This window comes from Bradyrhizobium sp. UFLA05-153 (genome assembly GCF_054185185.1).
This window is the reverse complement of record NZ_JBBIAM010000153.1, coordinates 1-20210: the sequence shown is the minus strand read 5'-3', so window position 1 is coordinate 20210 and position 20210 is coordinate 1. Positions and strand designations below refer to the sequence as shown.

The following is a 20210-nucleotide window of genomic DNA, read 5'->3' as shown; positions in this document are numbered from 1 at the left end:
TTCTTGCACAATCGAATACTTGCTCACGTCAAATCACAGCGACAGATCAATCGCTTCCGAATTCTTCACGGGCGACTTCGATAACCGCAGCGTTCGTGATGGTGCCGCGAGCACCTCGCGATCATCGAGGCTATTGCTGAAGGTGATGCTCCGCCGGCGTTCACGCGCATGCGCGCAGGCGGCCGCTCGGGCGCTTTGATCTTGCCCGGCAATCACCGGCCATGGCCGCGACTGGCGACGATCGGCTCGCGCGGGTTCGCCATCCGCGACAAGGCCTCGATGAAGATCGGTTCCCACGCCCTGATATGACGCCGGAGCAGATTGGCGAGGGCGTCTTCCTCGCCGGCCATCGCAAGCTCGATGATCTGATAGTGCTCCGCGGCGGATTCGTTCTGGCGGGCAAGACCCGCACGCGACTTGATGCCGTAAAGCCGCATCTGATCGCGGAGCCCCATCACCATTTCGGTCAGGCGCGCATTGTCTGCGGCTGCCGTCAGCAATTGGTGAAAGGTGCGATCGGCTTCGAGGTAAAGCCTGATGTCCTCCATCTTGACCGCACGGGCGACCTCGTCGGCAAAGCGAACCAGCTCCTGGAGATTTTTCTTCTTGCGCGCGACGATGGTCGCTGCGTGGAGCTCCAGCACCTCGCGCAGATCAAAGAGATTGCGAAGCTCGGTCAAGGTCGGCTCGACCACCTTGAAGCCCCGGTTACGCATCGGCTCGATCAACCCGCTGCGCGCCAGTTCGAGCAGTGCTTCCCGGACCGGGGTCGTCGACACGCCAAGGCTCGCGGCAAGCGTCGGCACGGAATACATCGACCCCGGCATGCTCTGGCCGGAAATAATCTCCGTGCGCACCTGCTGCAGCACCTGCTCCCGCAAATTCTGGTCCATTTCATTCCCGCTTCGTCGGCTCCGGAATCATCCGGCTCGTCCGCGGCACAATAGTCGCGTTTGGCTACGGCACAATAAATGGGCTTGACGAAGGGTATGCCGCAGATGAAACTGTGTAGCGCTTTACTGTAATGCGCCACTATTGACCCTTTGGAACGGTGCGGCCTCCCCTATGGCGCAGCGCGTACCCGGCTATTGCACGCTCTGCCGATCCCGCTGCGGCTCGAGCATGGTGATCGAGAATGGGCGACTGATCGGTGTCGAGCCGTTGTCCGGACATCCGACCGGCGGAGCGCTGTGTGCGAAAGGCCGTGCCGCGCCCGAGATGGTGCACAGTCCGCGCCGGCTGACCAAACCGCTTCGCCGGACGGCGCCACGGGATGCTGCCGATCCCGGCTGGACCGAGATTTCCTGGGACGAGGCGCTGGGCGAGATCGCCCAAAAGCTTGGCGATATCCGCAAGACATCCGGTGCCGAAGCGGTGGCCTTCGCCCTCACCACGCCGAGCGGCACGCCGATGGTCGACAGCTTCGAATGGGTCGAGCGATTCATCCGCTGCTTCGGCAGTCCAAACCTGGTCTACGCGATCGAAATCTGCGGCTGGCACAAGGACTTTGCCCATGCCCTGACTTTCGGGCGCGGCATCGGCGTTCCCGATTATGAGCGCGCCGACGCTATCGTGCTATGGGGACACAATCCGGCCCGCACCTGGCTTGCCCAGGCAACACGCGTCGCCGATGCAAGGCGGCGTGGCGCGCGCGTCGCGGTGGTCGATCCCAAACCGAACGGATCCGGGCAACAGGCCGACATCTGGTTGCGTATTCGTCCCGGCGCGGACGGCGCGCTGGCGATGGGCGCGATCCGGCACCTCATCACGACGAGATCGTTCGACGCGGACTTCGTGACGCGGTGGACCAACGGACCGCTGCTGATCGACACCGAGACGGGTCGCTTCGTTCGCGCGAGCGAACTCTGGGCTGATCAAGCAAACGACAATTTCGTTGCGCTGGACAGGTCCGGAGCGGCGCGCGCCGTCGATACCCGCGTTGCGGCGTTCGATCCCGGCAGCTGCGAATTGGATGCTCGGGTAACGCTCACCGCGCAGAACGGTCGTACGATCGTTGCAGCGACAGCCTTCAGTCTGCTGACTGCCGAGGCAGCTCCCTATACGGTCGCTCGTGTGGCCGAATTGACCTGGCTCGACGAGAGCAAGATCACGGCCTTCTACGAGTTGTTCGAGAGCTGTCCGCGGCTCGCGTATCATTCCTGGACCGGCGTCGGCCAGCACACCAACGCGACCATGACTGAGCGAGCCATTGCGACGCTTTACGCACTCACTGGCGCCTGCGACAGGCGTGGCGGCAATGTCTGGCCAGCACCGCCCCCGACGCGAACCGTCAACGACTACACCTTGTTGCCGCCGGAGCAGCAGGCCAAGGCGCTCGGCCTCAGCGAATTGCCGCTCGGACCGCCAAGCCGGGGTTGGATCACGGCACGGGATTTCAGCCGCGCGGTTCTGACCGGCGAACCCTACCGGGTCGAGGCGCTGATGAGCTTCGGCACCAATTTCGTGGTGTCGCAGGGTCACTCTTCGCGTAATCGCGAAGCTCTGCGCGCGCTCGACTTCCACGTCCACGTCGATATGTTCATGAATCCGACGGCCGAGAACGCCGATATCGTGCTGCCGGCAAACATGCCGTGGGAACGAGACGCCCTGAAGATCGGCTTCGAGATCACGCAGGAGGCCGTCGAAACGATCCAGTTCCGCCCGCAGATGTTGCCGCGGTTCGGCGCGTGCAAGGCGGACTATGAAATTGTCGCCGAACTTGCGGTCAGGCTCGGCCTGGCCGATGAGCTTTTCGGCGGCGATATCCAGGCCGGCTGGAATTATCAGCTCGCACCACTCGGTGTTACCGTCGAAGAGTTGCGCCGCCATCCCGAGGGCCTGCGTTTCCCTCAACTCCTTCGTCACGAGAAATACGCGCTGCCGCAACAGGATGGCACGGTTGCGGGCTTTGCCACCGCCACCCGCCGCGTCGAGATCTATTCGGAGTTGATGCTCGAGCATGGCTACGCGCCGTTGCCGGGCCATATCGAGCCTGCCGAAAGTCCGCTCGCTGAACGCGCCGACAGCCGCTTTCCGCTGGTGCTCACGACGGCCAAGAGCGGCTGGTTCGTCCATACTTCACATCGTCACGTCGCTTCCCTTCGCAAGAAGACGCCCGATCCGGCGCTCGAAATCAGCCCAACGCTCGCAGCGGGACGTGGCCTCACGGACGGTGACTGGGTGATCGTCACAACCTCAGCCGGCGAAGTCCGGCTGCGCGTACGGCTAAACGAAGCGCTCGACGACCGCGTCACTGTCGCCGAGTTCGGCTGGTGGGAGGATTGTCCGGCACTAGGACGCGCCGCAATTCAGGCAGCCGGATCGCCGACCTCGAATATCAACGATGCCTTGAGTGACGCGACACGCGATCCGGTCAGCGGTTCGGTGCCGCTGCGCGCCACAAGTTGCGACATCCGCAAGGACGAGGCTGCGAGCCGCGGTCACTGGACCGGCAAGCGCGGCTTCGCGGTCGCCGCCATTCGCCGCGAGGCCGACGATGTCGTCGCGCTGGAGCTTGCGCCGCGCGATGGCGGTGCGATTCCTGCGTTTCGCCCGGGACAACACGTGCTGCTGAGCCTGCCGGGATTCGATGCTGCGCGCGCCTATTCGTTGACCGGCCACGACGACCGAAATGTGCTGTCGATCGCGGTCAAGAAGCGCCGGTCCGACGATTCCGGATTTGCCGGCCAAGCGGTTCACATTTCCGATCGCATCCATCGTCTGGCGGTCGGAGATGAAGTTCAGATCGAATCGCCCAAGGGCATTTTCACTCCACCGCTGCAAGGACGCCGGCCCCTGATTTTTCTTGCTGCCGGAATCGGCATCACGCCCTTTATCAGTCACCTGGAGGCGCTGGCGAGACAGCGGCCAGCTGAACGCGTCGCCCGGGTCCTGCTGCTCCATGGCTGCCGCAATGGCGGCGAGCATGCCTTCGCCCGGCGGTTGCGGGAGCTCGCAGACCTCTTGCCGGAGCTCGAGCTCGTGACGGCGTATTCGGCCCCGCGCGCGCAAGATCGATGCCCCGCGGATTACGATTACGCGGGCCGGCTGGACCTGTCGGCGATCGATCCGTTGCTGCCGCTAAGCCCCCTCACCTATCTCTGCGGCTCGCCGGACTTCACGACATCAATGGCGACCCGGCTGATCGAGCGGGGCGTCCCCAGCTTCGACATATTCACAGAAGCTTTCGCGTCACCCCCGAATGTGCCGCGGACGCTGAAGCCGCAGACCGTCCACATCGCGGACGGTGACAGAAGCTTCACCTGGACGCCCGAGCTCGGAACGCTTCTCGATGCGGCCCAGGCGGCCGGTCTGTCGTTACCCAGCGGCTGCCGGGTCGGCCAGTGCGAGAGCTGCCTCATGCGCGTCGTCGACGGCAACGTCGCACGGCTCGACGGCGATCACAGCGCGACCGATCAGTGCCTGACCTGTCAATCCGTTCCGCTCTCGGAACTCACGCTCGCACTTTGATTGGCAATGACGAAACAGACGCAACATCAACGCGACTATGGGGGCCGCAATGACCGACACGACAGATAAAGCCATCTTCCTGGACAAAGGACCAACGCAAGCCAACCCGCTTGCAAGATTCTCGCAGTACATGGTGAGCTTTGCCGAGCGCTGGTTTCCCGATGCTTACGTGTTTGTGCTGATCGCCGTTGTCGCGGTCGCACTCGGTACGATCGCGCATGGTGGCTCACCGCTTGCGGTCAGCCGCGCCTTCGGCGACGGCTTCTGGAATCTCATTCCTTTCACCATGCAGCTGGCTCTGGCCGCCGTCGGAGGCTACGTGGTTGCGATGTCCCCGCCTGTCTCAGCGTTGATGCGATGGCTGGCCGGCGTCCCCTCCAGCGCGCGCGGCGCCGTGGTTTTCGTCGGCGTGCTCAGCATCCTTCTGTCACTTCTGAACTGGAGTCTGAGCCTGATCTTCTCGGGCCTCTTGGTGCGCGAAATCGCCCGACGCAAGGACATCAAGCTCGATTATCGCGCAGCTGGTGCGGCAGGCTATCTGGGTCTGGGCTGCGGCTTCACGCTCGGCATCACCTCTTCGGTCGCGCAGCTTCAGGCGAACGCGGCAAGCATTCCGAGTTCGCTGCTGCCGATCACCGGTGTCATCGGTTTCGCCGAGACGATCCTGACATGGCAAAACCTGGTGACGATCATCGTCGTGACCGCACTGTCCGCGGCGATCTGTTACCTGACGGCGCCAACTGAGGCGCTGACCAGAACCGCAGAGGATCTCGGCGTATCTCTCGGCGACGACCGGATCGAGCCAAAGAAGCCGGCACGGCCGGGTGACTTTCTCGAGTTCAGCCCCGTTCTGACCATTCTGATCGTGGCGCTGGCATCAGGCTGGCTCTGGCAGACCTTTCAATCCGGCAATCCGCTGATCACCCTGTCGGGCCTAAACACCTATAATTTCGTGTTTCTGGTGCTTGGCATTCTCCTGCACTGGCGTCCTCGCAGCCTTCTCGAGGCATTTTCCAAGGGGACGCCGAGCATCTCGGGCCTGCTCTTGCAGTTCCCCTTCTATGCCGGAATCGCCCACATGCTGACCAAGGTCCCGAACGGCAGCGGTCTGACGCTTTCCGATACCGTCGCTCACTGGTTCGCAAGCGTCTCGGTCAACTCGACCGTTTTCTCCTTCCTGATCGGAATCTATTCCGCGGTGCTCGGTTTCTTCATCCCGTCGGCCGGCGGCAAATGGATCATCGAGGCGCCCTACATCATGAAGGCGGCCAACGAAATCGGAGCTCATCTGGGCTGGACTACCATGGTCTACAACATCGCCGAGACGCTGCCGAACTTTATCAACCCATTCTGGATGCTGCCACTGCTTGGCGTGCTCGGGTTGAAGTCGAAAGACCTGGTTGGCTACACCTCCGTGCAATTCTTCGTGCACTTCCCGATCGTCATGATCTTGGCTGCGATCCTGATGACGACTTTCACGTACCACGCACCAATTCTGCCGTGATCGATCGTCGAACCTGACAATGCGGGATGTCGGGATCTCTCCGACCCGACATCCCGGTCGCTCATGTCCGCTCCCTCGCCGCCATCTGTACCGCCAGAATTGCCCCGGTTTCGGGTCTGCGCTCCGGACGACGAGGCGTCCTCATCTCAGGCGTCGCGTTTCATGATCCATTCGACCGCCGGACTCGGCACGAAGCGCCATTTGCGCAAGGGGCCGGCCATGACGTTGAGATAGTACATCTCGAAGCCATAGGGCGCGCCGCAGGGATGGTGCCCGCGCGGAACCAGAACCACGTCGCCGTCATGCACGGCCATCGTCACGTCGAGCTGCAAATCGTCCGTATAGACACGCTGAATGCCGAAGCCGACGGATGGATTGATGCGGTGATAATACGTCTCCTCGAGATAAGTGATGCGCGGGAAATCGTCCTCGTCGTGGCGATGTGAGGGGTAACTGGACCAGTGGCCCGCGGGGGTGAAGACCTCCGTGACTAGCAAGCTGTCGCAATAGTCCTCGTTCTCCATCGCGATATTGTTGATGTAGCGCGTATTCGTCCCCTTGCCGCGCTCGGTCAGACGGATCCCCTGCGGGTCGATCCGGCGTGCCGCGTGCAGCCCCTTGCCAGGGGCCGAACACACGGCGATCGTGCACTCGGTTTCCGCGGTCGCCTCCCAGGCCGCACCGTTCGGCAAGTAGACGCAATGTGGCGGCGTCTTTTCAAAGACGTTCATGCGCTCGCCGAAACTGCCCCAATCCTGCCCACCGCCAGTCACGGAGGCCTTGCCCTCGACCATGACCAGGACGACCTCGCGATCTCCCGTCGTTTCCGCGGCACGCTCGCCCGGACGCAGCCGGTAGAGCGAGAAGCCGACATAGCGCCAGCCCGCCGATTGCGGCGTGATCTCGTGCACCTTGCCGTGTGTGCCAAAGGGCTTGCGTAGCAATTCCGCCATGTGTCTCTCCCGACGTGCCGCACGGTCGGCGGCATGACAACCGCTAGAGCATGATCCGGAAAAGTGTGAAGCGGTTTTCCGAAAAGATCATGCTCAAACAATAATCTAAAGCGCGATGACGGTTCATCCCAATCTCATCGCGCTTTAGTAGTTACGCAAGCCCGACGCGGGCGGCAATTTCCTTCAGCGAGCGCAAGCCCATGCCCTGATATTTCAGTGGCTCGCGAACGAGGCTGTCCTGCTCGGCCTCGATGACGATCCAGCCCGAATAGCCATGTTGGGCGGCGGTCGTCAGCACCGGCTCGAAGTCGATGCAGCCTTCCGGATCGCCCGGCACCGTGAACGCGCCGCGCCGCACGCCCTCGAGGAAACTCAACCCTTTCTCACGCACCTCGCGCATGATCGGGGGGCGAATATTCTTGCAATGGATGTGCGTGATGCGGCCGATATATTTGCGCACGACCTCCATTGGATCGGCACCTCCGAAGAAAGCGTGGCCGGTATCGAATAGCAGCCGGGTATGGGGACCGGCCATCTCCATGAAGCGGTCGATGTCGGCTCCGCTTTCGATGATGGTGCCCATGTGGTGGTGGTACCCCATCTTCACGCCCTGATCGTGGGCGTATTTCGAAAGCTCCTCATATCCTTTCGAAAAGCGATCCCATTGTTCATCGGTCATGATCGGACGGTTGTTGACCGCTTCACCGTCATTGCCATGCACCGTGTTCGAGCACTCGCACGCGTTGACATGATCTCCACCGGCAGCCCTCACCATGTCGATGAAGCTCTGAAGGTTCCTCTTCTCGGTGTCGATATCGTTCACGAGAATATTGGTCGAATGCCAGCCGGCGGCAAAACGCAGGCCGTATTCGGCGAGCTTCGCTTTGAGCGCCCGGCCATCATCGGGCATCTTGTGGCCCTTTTCGATGCCGTCAAACCCGATCGTCCGGCAGTCTCCGAGGCAGTCTTCGAGCGAGAGATGGTCGCCGATGCTCCAGTCGTCGTCGTTCGACCAGGCGATGGGGTTGGTACCGTACAGGATCATGAGAGGCCTCAATCGAAAGTGCGTTGAAATTGTGAATTGACTGCGTAGCGTTCTCGCGCGTGCTCCAGACGCTCTGGACCGCCGGCTTCGGGCACCGCGACGTCCCACCAGTGACCGCCGGCGCCGGTGCCCGGCACGGGATCGGTGTCGATCAGGATGACGGTTGGCTTGGTCCGGCCGCGCGCGGCGACGATGCGGGCCTCGAGATCGGCGATGCTCGTCGCCTTCTCGGCGTGGGCGCCCATGGAGCGGGCATGGGCGACGAAGTCGATCTCCGGCCCGCCCTCGATGGCGCAGTCCTTGTAGAGATTGTTGAACTCCGCGCCGCCGGTCTCGATCTGCAGACGGTTGATGCAGCCGTAGCCCCGATTGTCGGTCAGAACGATCGTGAAGGGCACGCGGCGCATGACGGCGGTGGCAAGTTCGGAATTCGCCATCATGTAGGAGCCGTCGCCGACGAAGCAGATGACCTCCTTATCCGGCGCAGCGAGCGCGATGCCGAGCGCGCCGGCGACCTCGTAGCCCATGCAGGAATAGCCGTATTCCATGTGGTAGCCACCCGCGGCCGCCCGCCACAGAACCTGCAGCGCGCCCGGCATGGTGCCGGCGGCGCACATGACGACCGTCTTATCGGTCGCGACCCGCTGCACCGCGCCGATCACCTGCGCGTCAGTCGGCAGCACGTTGGCCATCCCCTCCGGCGCGCCGGTAACAGCCTTCACTTTGGCGTGCCAGGCGGCGCGCGAAGCAGCATCCGGGGCTTGCGCTTTGTGGTCGCCTAGCAGGGCCGAGAGCTGTTCGAGCGTTACTTTGGCATCGCCGACCACACCGATCGCGCCGTGCTTGGTGGCGTCGTAGCCATGCAGATTGATCGAGACGAGCTTGCGGGCGCCGTTCTTGAACAGGGCCCAGCTGCCGGTCGTGAAATCCTGGAAACGCGTGCCGACGCCAACGACGAGATCTGCCTCGGACGCGAGCGCGTTGCCGCATTCCGAACCCGTCACGCCGGGCGAGCCGAAGTTCAGAGGATCGGTCCAGGCGTTCGCCCCCTTGCCGGCCTGGGTCTCGAGGAAGGCGATGTTATGCTTCCTGGCAAAAGCGGCGAGCGTCGCTTCGGCGCCGGCATAGATCACACCGCCGCCCGAGATCAGCACCGGCTTCCTGGCCGCGCGGATCAGGCTCGCGACCTCCTCGACCTCGCGCGGGTCAGCCAGCGGCCGGCGGATGCGCCAGACCTTGGGCTCGAAGAAGCTCTCCGGATAATCGCAGGCCTCGGCCTGAACGTCCTGGCAGAAGGCCAGACACACCGGGCCGCAATTCGCCGGATCGGTCATCACGGCGAGCGCGCGCGGCAGCGCGGTCAACAACTGTTCGGGCCGCGTGATGCGATCGAAGTAGCGCACCACCGGCCGGAAGGCGTCGTTGGCCGAGACCGTGCCGTCGTCGAAATCTTCGACCTGTTGCAACACCGGATCCGGGCGACGGTTGGCGAACACGTCGCCGGGGACGAGCAGCACCGGCAGGCGGTTGACATGCGCGAGCGCCGCCGCCGTCACCATGTTGGTGGCGCCGGGGCCGATCGACGAGGTCACCGCCATTGCCCTACGACGCTTCATGGTCTTGGCATAGGCGATCGCCGTATGCGCCATCGTCTGCTCGTTCTGGCCCCGCCAGGTCGGCAACGCCGTGCCGATGCCGTGCAGCGCCTCGCCGAGACCGGCCACGTTGCCGTGACCGAAGATCGCCCAGACACCCTCGATGAAGCGTCCGCCTTCTTCGGTCATCTGCACCGAGAGCCAGCGCACCATGGCCTGCGCCGCGGTCAGTCGGATCGTCTTGGTCATGCCGCCTTCTCCCGCGCCGTCGCGCGCGCCTCGTCCCAGATCTCGCAGAGCCGGCGGTAGCGCCGTGCCATCTCGGCGACCGCCGCCTCGTCGGACGTCTCACCCTTGAACCACGCCCGCGCCACCTCGCCAAAAATGGTGCGCCCGACCGCAAAGCCTTTTACTAGCGGGAAGCCGGCGGCGACGCGGAAGCTCGCGGCGAGTTCGGCCTCAGGCGCATCGAGACCGAGCATGACGATGCCGCGGGTATAGCGGTCGTGCTCTTCGATCGCCTTGCAGGCGGCATCCCAGGCGGCAGCGCTTGCCAGCGGTTCGAGCTTCCACCAGTCGGGATAGATTCCGGCGGCGTAGAACTGCCGGATCAGCGTCGCCATCGTCTCATCGTCGACCGCCCCGACCTTCGAGGCCACGATCTCCAGCAAAAATTCGAGATTGTTGCGCCGTGATGCCTCAAACAGGCGCTTGACGCTCTCCTCCTGCGCGGCGCGCGTCGCCGCGTCGTCGTCCGGATGGCAGAAGCAGAGCACCTTCACGACGTTTTCGCGCGCCCACTCACCGAGGGCCCCACACTCTGACCCCAGCTCCGGCTCGAAGGAGAGCGGCCGCGAGCCTGGCCGTTCGCAGGGCCTGCCGATCCAGAGGCCCGAACCGGAGGCGGCGTGGAGCGCGCGCCGACCGATGCGGTTGTCGCAAAGGATGCCGTAGCCGGGCTTCCCGCCCTGCACCTCGAGCGCGGCCACAAGGCAAAGCTCCTTGAACGCGCCGCCCCTGGCGAGCGTGTAGCCGTCCATCTGCTCGAGCTGCGAACGGTGGTCGAAGGCGAACACCCGGCATTCCGACCAGTCGCCCGACCGGTTGGTGGCCCAGTGGATCTGTTCGAGCTCGGTGTCGTGGCGCAGCGCCTTGACCTTGATGCCGCGCTTCAGGAAGAACTGCAGCTCCTCCCAGGACGGATAGGCCGGCGTGCAGCCGTGGCGGCTGACCGCGAAGGCGCCGCAGGCGTTGGCGTATTCGAGCGCCTTCGGCCAGCTCGCGTCGTCGAGCCAGCCGCGCAGGAGCCCGGCGAAGAAGCCGTCGCCGGCGCCGAGCACGTTGAAGACTTCAATCGGAAATCCCGGGCCCATCTCGCCGTCGTCGAGATTGTCGGGGATGGCGGCAGCGAAGGCGACTGCACCCTTCGCACCGCGTTTGCAGACGAGCGTCGCCGGGGTCAGCGCGCGGACCGCCCGGAGGGCCACGACCGTGTCGATCGAACCGCCAGCGATGTGAAACTCCTCCTCCGTGCCAACGATCAGGTCGAAGAGATGGAGCGTGCCCTGGAGCTTCTTCGTGACCGCAGCACTTTCGATGAAGCGGCTTTCACCTGCGCCATGGCCGGCGAGGCCCCAGAGGTTCGGGCGATAGTCGATGTCGAGCGCGGTGCAGGCGCCGAGGGCGCGGGCGAGTCGCAGCGCTTTGAGCACGGCGGCTTCGGTGCGCGGGTTCGACAAATGCGTGCCGGTCGCCACGACGGCGCGAGCATCGGCGATGAAGGTTTCCTCGATGTCGTCCTCGGAGAGTGCCATGTCGGCACAGTTCTCGCGATAGAAGATCAGCGGGAACTGGTCCTCGTCGCGGATGCCGAGCAGCACCAGAGCGGTCAGACGCGTAGGGTCAGTCTTGACCCCCTGCACGTCGACGCCCTCCCGCTGGAGCTGCTCGCGGATGAACCGGCCCATGTGCTCGTCGCCGACGCGGGTGATCAGCCCGGACTTCAGCCCGAGCCGCGCCGCCCCGCAGGCGATATTGGTCGGAGAGCCGCCGATATACTTGTTGAACGATCCCATGTCCTCGAGCCGGCCGCCCACCTGCGCGCCGTAGAGATCGACCGAAGACCTTCCGATCGTGATGACGTCGAGTTTCTTCATCGGCCAGCTCCTCGTCAGCGGTAGAGCGACGGCCGGTCTGCCATCTTGATGGCGACGGGCGCGCCTTCCCTTTCCTGTGCAGCGACGCAGGCATCGGAGGTGATCGCTGCGACATAGCCGTCCCAGGAGCTCGGACCCGTTGCCGTCCCCGCCGCGGCTGCTTTCAGGAAGTCCTGAAGCTCGACGTCATAGGCCGCGACGAAACGGTCCTTCCAATCGGTCAGGATGTCGTTCTGCAATTTCGCACCGAGCCGCAGCTCGACCGCCATGGGTTCGGGCAGGCACGCGGTTCCGTCCTCGCCTACGATTTCGCACTGGATGTCATAGCCGTAGTGGCAGTTCACGAATATCTCGACGTTGATAAGCACGCCCTTCTTCGTCTCGAGCACCACCACCTGCGGGTCCCGCAGCTTGGCATGCGACCGCGCGGCTCGGCGCGGAAACAGCACACGGGCCGAGACGTAGTCGTCGTCCAGCAGCCAGCGCAGCACGTCGATCTCGTGGATCAGCGTGTCGTGGATCGCCATCGGCGTGACGTAGACCTCGGGCACCGTGGGGTTTCGATGGGCGGCATGGACCATGATCGGCGCACCCGTTCGCGTCCGGATCGCCTCCTTGAGGGCGACGTAGCCCGCATCATAGCGGCGCATGAAACCGACCTGCACGAGCCGGCGGCCGAGAGCCGCCTCCGCCTCGACGATCCGCCGCGCGCCCTCCGCCGTCGTGGCGAGCGGCTTCTCGCAGAAGCAGGGCTTGCCGGCAGCAATGGACGCAAGAACATATTGCTCGTGCGTCGCGCCCCAGGAGGTGACGAGAACTGCATCGACGTCCTTCGCCGCGACCAGCTCCTCCCCCGTCGCGTAGATCGCCGCATCCGGCGCCACGTCCGCCTTGACGGCCTCCGCCGCCGCCCGGTTCACGTCGGTGACGGCAACGATCCTGCCTCCCGCGAGCACGTGATTGATCCTGCGGGCATGGTCGCGGCCGATGGCTCCCGAGCCGATCACGCCGATCTTGACTGTCATTGCTGGTCTCACTTTCTGTTCGGTGGTGTTAGAAGCCTGCTCGCCGCAGGAAATCGCGGCTGGCCGCGAGATCGCCGAGGATCGAGCCGGTATTGCGGGGATCGCGCTCCTGCTCGATCGTGATGTAACCGCCATAGCCGATGTCGCTAAGCAGCGTCCGGATGGCCGGATAGTCGATAGAGCCCTTGCCGATCGGGCACATCACGCCCTTGGCGCAAGCATCGAAGAAACGGATACGCTGGTTCATCACGGTGCCGAAGACGCCTGGGTCAATGTCCTTGAAATGGATGTAGTCGGCGCGCTCACGGTATTGCCACAGCATGTCGACCGGATCCATGCCCGCATAGGCGAGATGACCGGTGTCGAGGCAGAGGCCGGCTAGCTCGGACGGAACATCCGCAACGATGCGCTCGATCTCGTCGGCGAACTCGATGTAACCGCCGACATGGGGATGGATCACGGCGCGCACGCCGTATTTGTTCCGGGCGAGCGCTGCGATGGCGCGAATGGTCTCGACCATGATTCGCCAGCCGTTCGCACCAAGGCGCGGCGCGCGATCCGAATGGCCGGCTGCGAAGTCGCGCACGTCGTGTCCCCAATCCATGACCGTGAGGTAAGGCGCCTCATGACGCTGGCCATCATGGGTCGCGGGTTTGGGAAGGCTCACGATCAGCGCGCAGATCTCATCAGTTTGCCGGAGCAGATTGTCACGATTTTCCGGAGAGACCAAATCATCGAAGATGGTCCCGGCGACGATGCTGAGCCGGTGGCGCTCAAGCGCGTCCGAGACCCGGGCCGAATCGAGGGGCAGGTAGCCGTAGGGCCCGAGCTCGAGACCGCCGAACCCGGCCGCGGCCGCTTCGTCAAGCACCTTCTCCCACGCCGGCAGATGGGGATTCCTGACGTCGTCGACGCCCCAGCAACAGGGGGCGGTCGTGATAGTGATCGGCTTGATCATCCCCGACCCCTCAGTGGAAATCCACCCACACCGAACCGGCATCGGCCGAGCGTACGCAGTTCTCGATCCAGCGGACGCCTTCGGCGCCGTCCTTGAGACCCGGATAGATCAGGCCATCGAGCGCTGCCTGGTCGCCTCGCCGCTTCGCGTCGATCGCCTGCGCGAGGCGCAGATAGACGTTCGACCAGGAGTCCCCAAGACCTTCGGCGTGCAGGGCGCCCATCCGATCGCTGCCAAGCGACAGCTCGTCGAGGTAAGGCATGCCGTGGCTCATGAGTTGAACCGGCCGGCCCTGAACCTCATACCAGAGTTCGTTGGGATGGGCGTCACGCCAGATGAGGCTACCTTGCGAGCCGACGATACGGATCGTCTGCGAGTCCATCGAGCCTGCACAGACCGACGAGCACCATAAGCGGCCGACGGCACCGTTGTCGTAGTGGAAGAGCACATAGGCGTTGTCTTCGAGCGGCGCGCGCGACTTGATGAAGCTCTGCCGGTCGCACAGGAGCCTGGTGACCTTCATATGCGGCAGCACCATCTGGCTCATGTAATAAGTGTGCGGAGAGGTCGCCAAGCACGAATGTCGGCCCGCTCGTTGCGGGGTTCGTCCGCCACCTCTGCGCTTCGGACGCGTTGGAATCGTCAGCCGAATTGAAACCGTGGATGTAGCAGAGGTCGACGATGCGGATATCACCCAGCACGCCCTTGGCGACCATGGCCCGCATCTGCAGGAGCATGGGAAAGGCCGAATAGCTGTAGGCAACGCCGACGATCAATCCCTTGTCGCCCGCGAGCCGCTCGATCTCGCGGCATTCCTCCATTTTGAAGAAGAGAGGCTTCTCGCAGATGACGTGAAGTCCGGCCATGAGGCAGGCTTTCGTGATCTCGAAATGCGTGTGATTGGGCGTGGCCACCGTGACGACCTCCACCCCATCCGTTCGCCTCGCTTCTTCGCCTATCAGGGTCCGGTAGTCGGGATAACAGCGCTCACCATCGACGCCGATATTGATCCCGAAATCCCGCCCGCGTGCCGCATCGACATCGAAGGCGCCGCACACCAGCGTATAGGCCGTGTTGTCCCGCAGCGCGCCGGTGCGGTGCTTGTAGCCCACCTGGCTCGTGCGCCCACCGCCCACCAAACCCCAGCGAAGCGGTCGCTGGATCACTCTCTCGCCGTTCAGCATGGACGCTCCTCGCTTTCCGTTCCGACTACTTCTTCCGGAACACGGTCACCGCGAGATCGCCGGCCTGCATGGCCGCGAGTCCGTCCTTGGTGCCGTCAATGCCGCCGACGAGGATCTCCTTCGTCGAGAGGCCCGCAGTCTTGATCGACCCGATGCCGCCGATCGCCATCTCGTCGTTGTTCGGGATGAAAGCATCGAACTTGAGCCCGGCCGACAGCCAGTTGGTCATGAGGTCGGCCGCCTGGGTGCGCGACCAGTTGGCGGCCTGCTTCTCCACGATCTTCATGAAGCTACAGTCCGGAGTGGCGATCACATCCTCGATGTCCTTGGTCCGCTGGCGGGCCGCTTGGTTCGAAAGTTCGCCCATCATGACGACAATCCGGGCTTCCTTCTTGCCTTTGTCCTTCAGTGCGCGGCAGATTTCCTTGGTTTCAAGCGTGCCGGACTCGGCCTCGTTCGAGCCAACGAAGGCCTGATTGGACGGAAGCTTTTCGAGATTGACCGGCATGCGGTTGACGAAGACGAGCGGGATGCCGGCGTCCGCCGCGGCCTTGCTCATCGCCGCCGTGGCGTCGGTATCGACCGGGTTGACGATGATGGCATCGACTTTGGCCGCGGCGAAGTTCTGGATCTGGTTCAGCTGCTTGCCGACATCGTTCTGTGCGTCTTCGATTTGCAGCTTCACGTTCTGCTTCGCGGCACTGTCCTGGATCGCCTTGCGCAGCACTGTCAGAAAATTATCGTCGAACAGGGCCATCGAGACGCCGATGTTCTCGGCCAAGGCCGATCCGGACATGAGCGCCGAAATGGCGGCCGCGAGCACAAGCTTCCTCATTATTTCCTCCCGTTTTTCTGCGTGGCCGGCGTCCACGCTGATTACGCCGGTCGTGTTTTCCGCCGCATGCCGGCGGCTGCCGTTACGCTGGCGTGAGAGAGACCCTTTCGTTCAAGAAGCCAATTGATCGACGCAGCGCGCTCTCCGGATCGGCCAGCGCGTGCACTGCCGGAGAGAAGGCCTCGTACGAGATCGGTCCGGCATATCCGGCTGCCAGCAGAGCTTCGATCTGGGCGATGTTGCCGAGCCGGTCCGCCTCGTCGACGAGAACCCGGTGGGCATCGCGCATGTCGGCTACCGCGAGATCGACATCGACAACGCCGGAGACGTGGACGATGCCCGTGTATTCCGGGAAAAGGGGACCGCCGCCGGCGAGGTGATGATGGAAGGTGTCGTGAACGAGCCTGTATTGGCGCGCCACACCGAGACTCTCGATCACTTCGATCGTCTCCGCCTTGCTACGGAGCGAGGAAGTTTCGAAGCCGAGCGGCTCGACAAGGGCGATCATGCCCGCCGCCTCCAGCATGGGCGCGATCTCACGCAAAGCAAGGCGCAGGTTGCCGATCCGCTCGCCCGCGCCGAGGCCCCGGCCGTCGTTACGCGGAATGAGACTGATGGTCTCCGCCCCGCAAGCCGACGCCGTCCGGATCAGGGCATCTACAGCGGCGCGACGGGCATCCGACCAGTCGTTGAGCGGATAGACCTGTGACAGGCCGACGATCCGCAACCCCTGGTCCTTGGCCTTGGCGGCCACGACGCCGGGGGCGTCGCCATTGAATAGCGGCTGAGCCAGATCATTGCGCAGTTCGACGCCAATGCAACCGAGCCGCTTGGCAAGCGCAAAGAGGCCCTCGTAGCGCAGCCCCGGCACCGTCATGTGATTGATCGCTATGGGCAGCATGTCCGCCTGTTCCTCCGGCCTGTTGATGTCTGCTTGTTTATTCGGCGTGTCGACGCGAGGATGTAACGATGCTGAAGCAGTGAACGTCAAGGAAAGTGGGGTATTTCACGTCATTGTATGACGTATCCTGACGTATTTATGAGGCGACGCCACCACGCTAGCCGTGATAGCCATCAGAACAGATGTCCCCCGCTTTTCCGATAGATGAACCTCATTTCTCGCCCACTGACTCCAATGCTCATTCAGTCGATCAAGCTTGACGCGCCGTAAAAGCATCAATACGTTGAGGCTAAATGATGTAAATTACATCAGGATGAGCGGTGCAAATGGCTGACAGACCGACCATCATCGACGTGGCGAGGGAAGCGGGTGTCAGCCCTTCGACCGTCGACCGTGTTCTCAACGGGCGCCAGAACGTCCGCTCCGACACTGCGCACCGCGTCTTCGCGGCCGCCGTACGAGTCGGCTATCACGCCACGCGGCTGATCGAGCAGCGTCTGAACCCGGATCTGCCGAATTTCCGGCTGGGTTTTTTGCTGACCAAACCGGAGCAGAGCTTCTATCAGTCGATGGCGCGGCATCTGGAACATGCGGTCAAAACCGCTCCAGGCATTTCAGCGCAGGCGATCATCGAGTTCTGCCCGACACAGACAACCAAGGACATGGCGCAGATGATGCGCGCGATCGGCTCCCGGGTCGATGCGCTGGCCGCCGTCGCCGCCAATCATCAGGACACCACTGCAGCCGTAACCGATCTCAAGGCGGCCAGCGTGCCGACAGTCTCGTTGCTTTCGGACTACGCCCAAGGTGAACGCGCAGCCTATGTCGGACTTAACAATCTCAAGGTGGGGCGTGTCGCGGCCTATATGCTTGCGACGGCCATGCACGAGCCGGGAAAAGTCGCGGTCTTCGTCGGCGGTCATCGCTGGCACGGGCATGAATTGCGAGAAACAGGCTTCCGCAGCTACTTCCGAGAATACCACCCAAGATGCACAGTGCTCGATACTCTCGTCAACTTGGAGACACCTCAACTCACGCATGAAGCGACGCTCGACCTGCTCGAGCGCCACTCTGACCTCAAAGGATTGTACGTTGCCGGAGGCGGCATGGAGGGCGCAATCTCGGCTTTGCGCGAAGCGCGCAGGCCGGGAGAGGTCAAGCTCATCGTGAACGAGTTGACGCCCGAATCCCGGGCCGCGCTGTCTGATCGCTACGTATTGTTGGCGGTCTGCACTCCACTTGAGGAGTTCAGCAGGGATCTCGTGTCTTTAATGGTCAATGCCACGCGGGGCCCCGGCGAAAGCCTACCTGGGCAGCGCTTTCTGGAACCTCATCTCTATCTGCCGGAATCGCTATGACTGGGGAATAAACCCACTGGCGCCAAACAGTACCTAAATCCAGCGCGTGGACGAAGGCATTGAGATCAAGCTTCAACCCACCTCGGCAGAGCCAAGCGGCTCGCTAGTCGAATTGGACCGGCTCGGATCCGGGATAGGAATGAGCGACGAACTCGCAGAACGCGCGGGCCGCCGGAGAAAGCTCTGCCTTGCTCTTCCAGGCAAGCCCGACATCCATGGTGTGGACATCGTCATCGAGCGTCTTGAGATCGATACGATGTCCCTCGAGCGACCACGGACGATAGACCATGTCCGAAAGGATGGTGATTCCCATGCCGGTCGCGACCATGCTGCGAACGGCTTCGACCGACAGAGTGCGGAAGATAACGTTTGGCACGTGCGTCGTGTGCTGCCAGTAACGCATCGCGGAGCGCTCGGCTTCGTCGACGGTCAACATCAGATAGGGCTCGCTCGCCAGATCTGCCAGCTTGATGCTATCTTTCCGGAGCAGCGGATGATTGGCACAAGTCCACAAGCGACGCGGCGAACGCAGCAACAGCCGCGAACGAATGGAGTGCCGGTCATGCAGATTCGAGACGAGCATGACCGCCGCATCGACACTGCCGCTGATCAGACTCTGCTCGATCGCATCGCGCTGAAATTCGTGCAGACGTATCGTTATACCTGGAAAGGAACGCCAGAAGCGGGACAACAGCGGCGGCAAGAAATATCCGGCAACGGTGTAGCTGACGGCCACGTCGACTGTGCCGTCAACCTGCGTTCCCCAGCGATGCGGACCGCGCATCGCATCTGACACACTCGCCTCGATGGCGCGGGCGCGTTGCAAAAACTCCTGTCCGTCGAAGGTCAGCGTCACGCCGTTCGAGTGACGGTCGAACAGCTTGCGGCCGAGCTCGGCTTCCAGCGCCTTGATCGAGGCCGTAACCGCCGACTGCGTCACGTTCAGAGCGGCCGCGGCCGCCGAAACGCGTCCTGTTTCGGCCGTCGCGATGAAATGCCGAACCTGACGGAACGTCAGAGACATCAAAATTTCCGATATCAGCGAACGATATTTCGAATTTTACAATCACCCGGTGGAACGGAAAAATCAATCCATCGGTTCGCGGATAAGAAGGCGTTGAGATGATGTCCGGTGGCTCGGAGTTGGTCGCTCGCGATGTCAGCGTCCAATTCGAAGGCTTGAAAGCGTTGTCCGGCGTTACCCTGACCGTACCGCGGGGACGTATCACCGGGCTGATCGGCCCGAATGGCGCCGGGAAAACCACCCTTATCAATGTACTTACAGGTTTTCAGCCGGTCGGCATCGGTAGCGTCGAACTGGAGGGCGAACCGCTCAACGGCATTGCGGCGCACAAGTTGCGACGCAAAGGCGTGGCGCGGACTTTCCAGTCGGGCCGGCTTTTCCGCGACCTGCCGGTGATGGACAACCTGGAGGTGACCGGCGTCGGCCTCGGCCAGGCCCGTCGTGATGCGATGGCGGAGGCCGAGCGTGTCCTGGCCTGGCTCGGCATTTCGCATCTGGCCAATACCATCGCGGGTGCCCTGCCCTACACGGACGAGCGGCGTGTCGCCATCGGCCGCGCCATCATGTGCACGCCGCGCTATCTGCTGCTCGACGAGCCTGCGGCGGGCATGTCCGAGCATGAGAGCCACGATCTCGCCGCGATCATCCGGCGGATCGCGGGTGAGCTCAACGTCGGCGTGCTCCTGATCGAACACAATATCGGCCTCGTTCTCGAGCTCTGCGAGCGCATTTTCGTCCTCGACTCCGGCGAAATCATCGAAGACGGTACACCCGCGGAGATCCGCGACAGCGATGCGGTGCGACACGCCTATATGGGCACGCAGCGCGACGAATTGATTCCGCCGATCGTCGCTGAAGAGGTGGTCGCGTCATGACGCTGCTCGCCGTCGACGATATCACGGTCAGCTACGGGCGCTTGACGGCCCTGCGTGGGGTCACACTGAAAATCGACGAAGGCGAAGTTCTGTTCGTGACCGGCCCGAACGGCGCCGGCAAGTCGACCTTGCTCAACGCGATCGCGGGCGTCGTGCCGCCCGGATCAGGCTCCATCACGATGGACGGCGTAAAAGTCGCGGGCGCATCACCGGAAGACATCGCCCGGCGCGGATTCTCGCTGGTGCCGGAGGGGCGGAACGTCTTTGGCGCGCTGACGATCGAGGAGAATCTGAAGGTCGGCACCGGCATGCCTGTCTCTTATACAC

The 20210-nt window shown here is 63.2% G+C and carries 15 protein-coding genes and 2 pseudogenes; 5 read left to right on the top strand and 12 right to left on the bottom strand.

Annotated elements, in window-relative coordinates:
- Positions 1 to 212 precede the first annotated feature (212 nt).
- Positions 213 to 893: a GntR family transcriptional regulator gene (locus Q2941_RS45310; RefSeq protein WP_458196651.1), complete on the bottom strand. Its 681-nt coding sequence runs from the start codon at positions 891 to 893 to the stop codon at positions 213 to 215.
- Between the two features lie 172 nt (positions 894 to 1065).
- On the opposite strand from Q2941_RS45310, the gene Q2941_RS45305 reads away from it, so the two are divergent.
- Both Q2941_RS45305 and Q2941_RS45300 read left to right on the top strand, forming a co-directional pair.
- Positions 1066 to 4470, top strand: a complete 3405-nt coding sequence (locus Q2941_RS45305) for a molybdopterin-dependent oxidoreductase (protein ID WP_458196650.1) — start codon at positions 1066 to 1068, stop codon at positions 4468 to 4470.
- A 49-nt stretch (positions 4471 to 4519) separates the two neighbouring features.
- Positions 4520 to 5974, top strand: a complete 1455-nt coding sequence (locus Q2941_RS45300; protein ID WP_035662960.1) for a short-chain fatty acid transporter — start codon at positions 4520 to 4522, stop codon at positions 5972 to 5974.
- 146 nt (positions 5975 to 6120) lie between these two features.
- Here Q2941_RS45300 and iolB read toward each other — a convergent pair whose 3' ends face one another.
- From iolB to Q2941_RS45250, 10 genes and pseudogenes are all read right to left on the bottom strand, one after another.
- Positions 6121 to 6927, bottom strand: coding sequence for a 5-deoxy-glucuronate isomerase (gene iolB, locus Q2941_RS45295; protein WP_027524228.1), 807 nt, complete (start codon positions 6925 to 6927; stop codon positions 6121 to 6123).
- 151 nt (positions 6928 to 7078) lie between these two features.
- Positions 7079 to 7972 carry a myo-inosose-2 dehydratase gene (gene iolE, locus Q2941_RS45290; RefSeq protein ID WP_254112030.1) on the bottom strand — a complete coding sequence of 298 codons (894 nt, stop codon included), beginning with the start codon at positions 7970 to 7972 and terminating at the stop codon, positions 7079 to 7081.
- Positions 7973 to 7980: 8 nt separating this feature from the next.
- Complete coding sequence (gene iolD / locus Q2941_RS45285; RefSeq protein WP_458196649.1) at positions 7981 to 9816, bottom strand: 3D-(3,5/4)-trihydroxycyclohexane-1,2-dione acylhydrolase (decyclizing); 1836 nt, start codon at positions 9814 to 9816, stop codon at positions 7981 to 7983.
- The gene (locus tag Q2941_RS45280) at positions 9813 to 11723 is read right to left on the bottom strand and encodes a bifunctional 5-dehydro-2-deoxygluconokinase/5-dehydro-2-deoxyphosphogluconate aldolase (protein WP_458196648.1); all 1911 of its coding nucleotides are present in this window, start codon (positions 11721 to 11723) and stop codon (positions 9813 to 9815) included. The genes iolD and Q2941_RS45280 overlap by 4 nt, the downstream gene beginning before the upstream one ends.
- Positions 11724 to 11737: 14 nt before the next feature.
- Positions 11738 to 12748, bottom strand: coding sequence for a Gfo/Idh/MocA family protein (locus tag Q2941_RS45275; RefSeq protein WP_458196647.1), 1011 nt, complete (start codon positions 12746 to 12748; stop codon positions 11738 to 11740).
- Between the two features lie 28 nt (positions 12749 to 12776).
- Positions 12777 to 13706 (bottom strand): TIM barrel protein, encoded by a 930-nt coding sequence (locus Q2941_RS45270; RefSeq protein WP_458196646.1) that lies wholly within the window; start codon positions 13704 to 13706, stop codon positions 12777 to 12779.
- Between the two features lie 10 nt (positions 13707 to 13716).
- On the bottom strand, positions 13717 to 14400 hold the full coding sequence (locus Q2941_RS45265; RefSeq protein ID WP_458196652.1) for a Gfo/Idh/MocA family oxidoreductase: 684 nt from the start codon (positions 14398 to 14400) through the stop codon (positions 13717 to 13719).
- Positions 14401 to 14521: 121 nt separating this feature from the next.
- Positions 14522 to 14890: pseudogene (locus Q2941_RS45260) on the bottom strand (Gfo/Idh/MocA family protein); the annotation flags it as partial.
- A gap of 34 nt (positions 14891 to 14924) precedes the next feature.
- Positions 14925 to 15725: pseudogene (locus Q2941_RS45255) on the bottom strand (substrate-binding domain-containing protein); the annotation flags it as partial.
- Positions 15726 to 15807: 82 nt separating this feature from the next.
- Entirely contained in the window at positions 15808 to 16626 is an 819-nt protein-coding gene (locus Q2941_RS45250; protein ID WP_458196645.1) for a TIM barrel protein, read from the bottom strand.
- 326 nt (positions 16627 to 16952) lie between these two features.
- Here Q2941_RS45250 and Q2941_RS45245 point away from each other — a divergent pair, with 326 nt between their 5' ends.
- Positions 16953 to 17984 carry a LacI family DNA-binding transcriptional regulator gene (locus Q2941_RS45245; RefSeq protein WP_027524216.1) on the top strand — a complete coding sequence of 344 codons (1032 nt, stop codon included), beginning with the start codon at positions 16953 to 16955 and terminating at the stop codon, positions 17982 to 17984.
- Between the two features lie 103 nt (positions 17985 to 18087).
- Here Q2941_RS45245 and Q2941_RS45240 read toward each other — a convergent pair whose 3' ends face one another.
- Positions 18088 to 19008, bottom strand: a complete 921-nt coding sequence (locus tag Q2941_RS45240) for a LysR substrate-binding domain-containing protein (RefSeq protein ID WP_027524215.1) — start codon at positions 19006 to 19008, stop codon at positions 18088 to 18090.
- A 98-nt stretch (positions 19009 to 19106) separates the two neighbouring features.
- Here Q2941_RS45240 and Q2941_RS45235 point away from each other — a divergent pair, with 98 nt between their 5' ends.
- Both Q2941_RS45235 and Q2941_RS45230 read left to right on the top strand, forming a co-directional pair.
- Entirely contained in the window at positions 19107 to 19883 is a 777-nt protein-coding gene (locus Q2941_RS45235; RefSeq protein WP_245288064.1) for an ABC transporter ATP-binding protein, read from the top strand.
- The coding region (locus Q2941_RS45230) for an ATP-binding cassette domain-containing protein (protein WP_458196644.1) at positions 19880 to 20210 on the top strand (331 nt) is incomplete at its 3' end. The genes Q2941_RS45235 and Q2941_RS45230, both read left to right, overlap by 4 nt.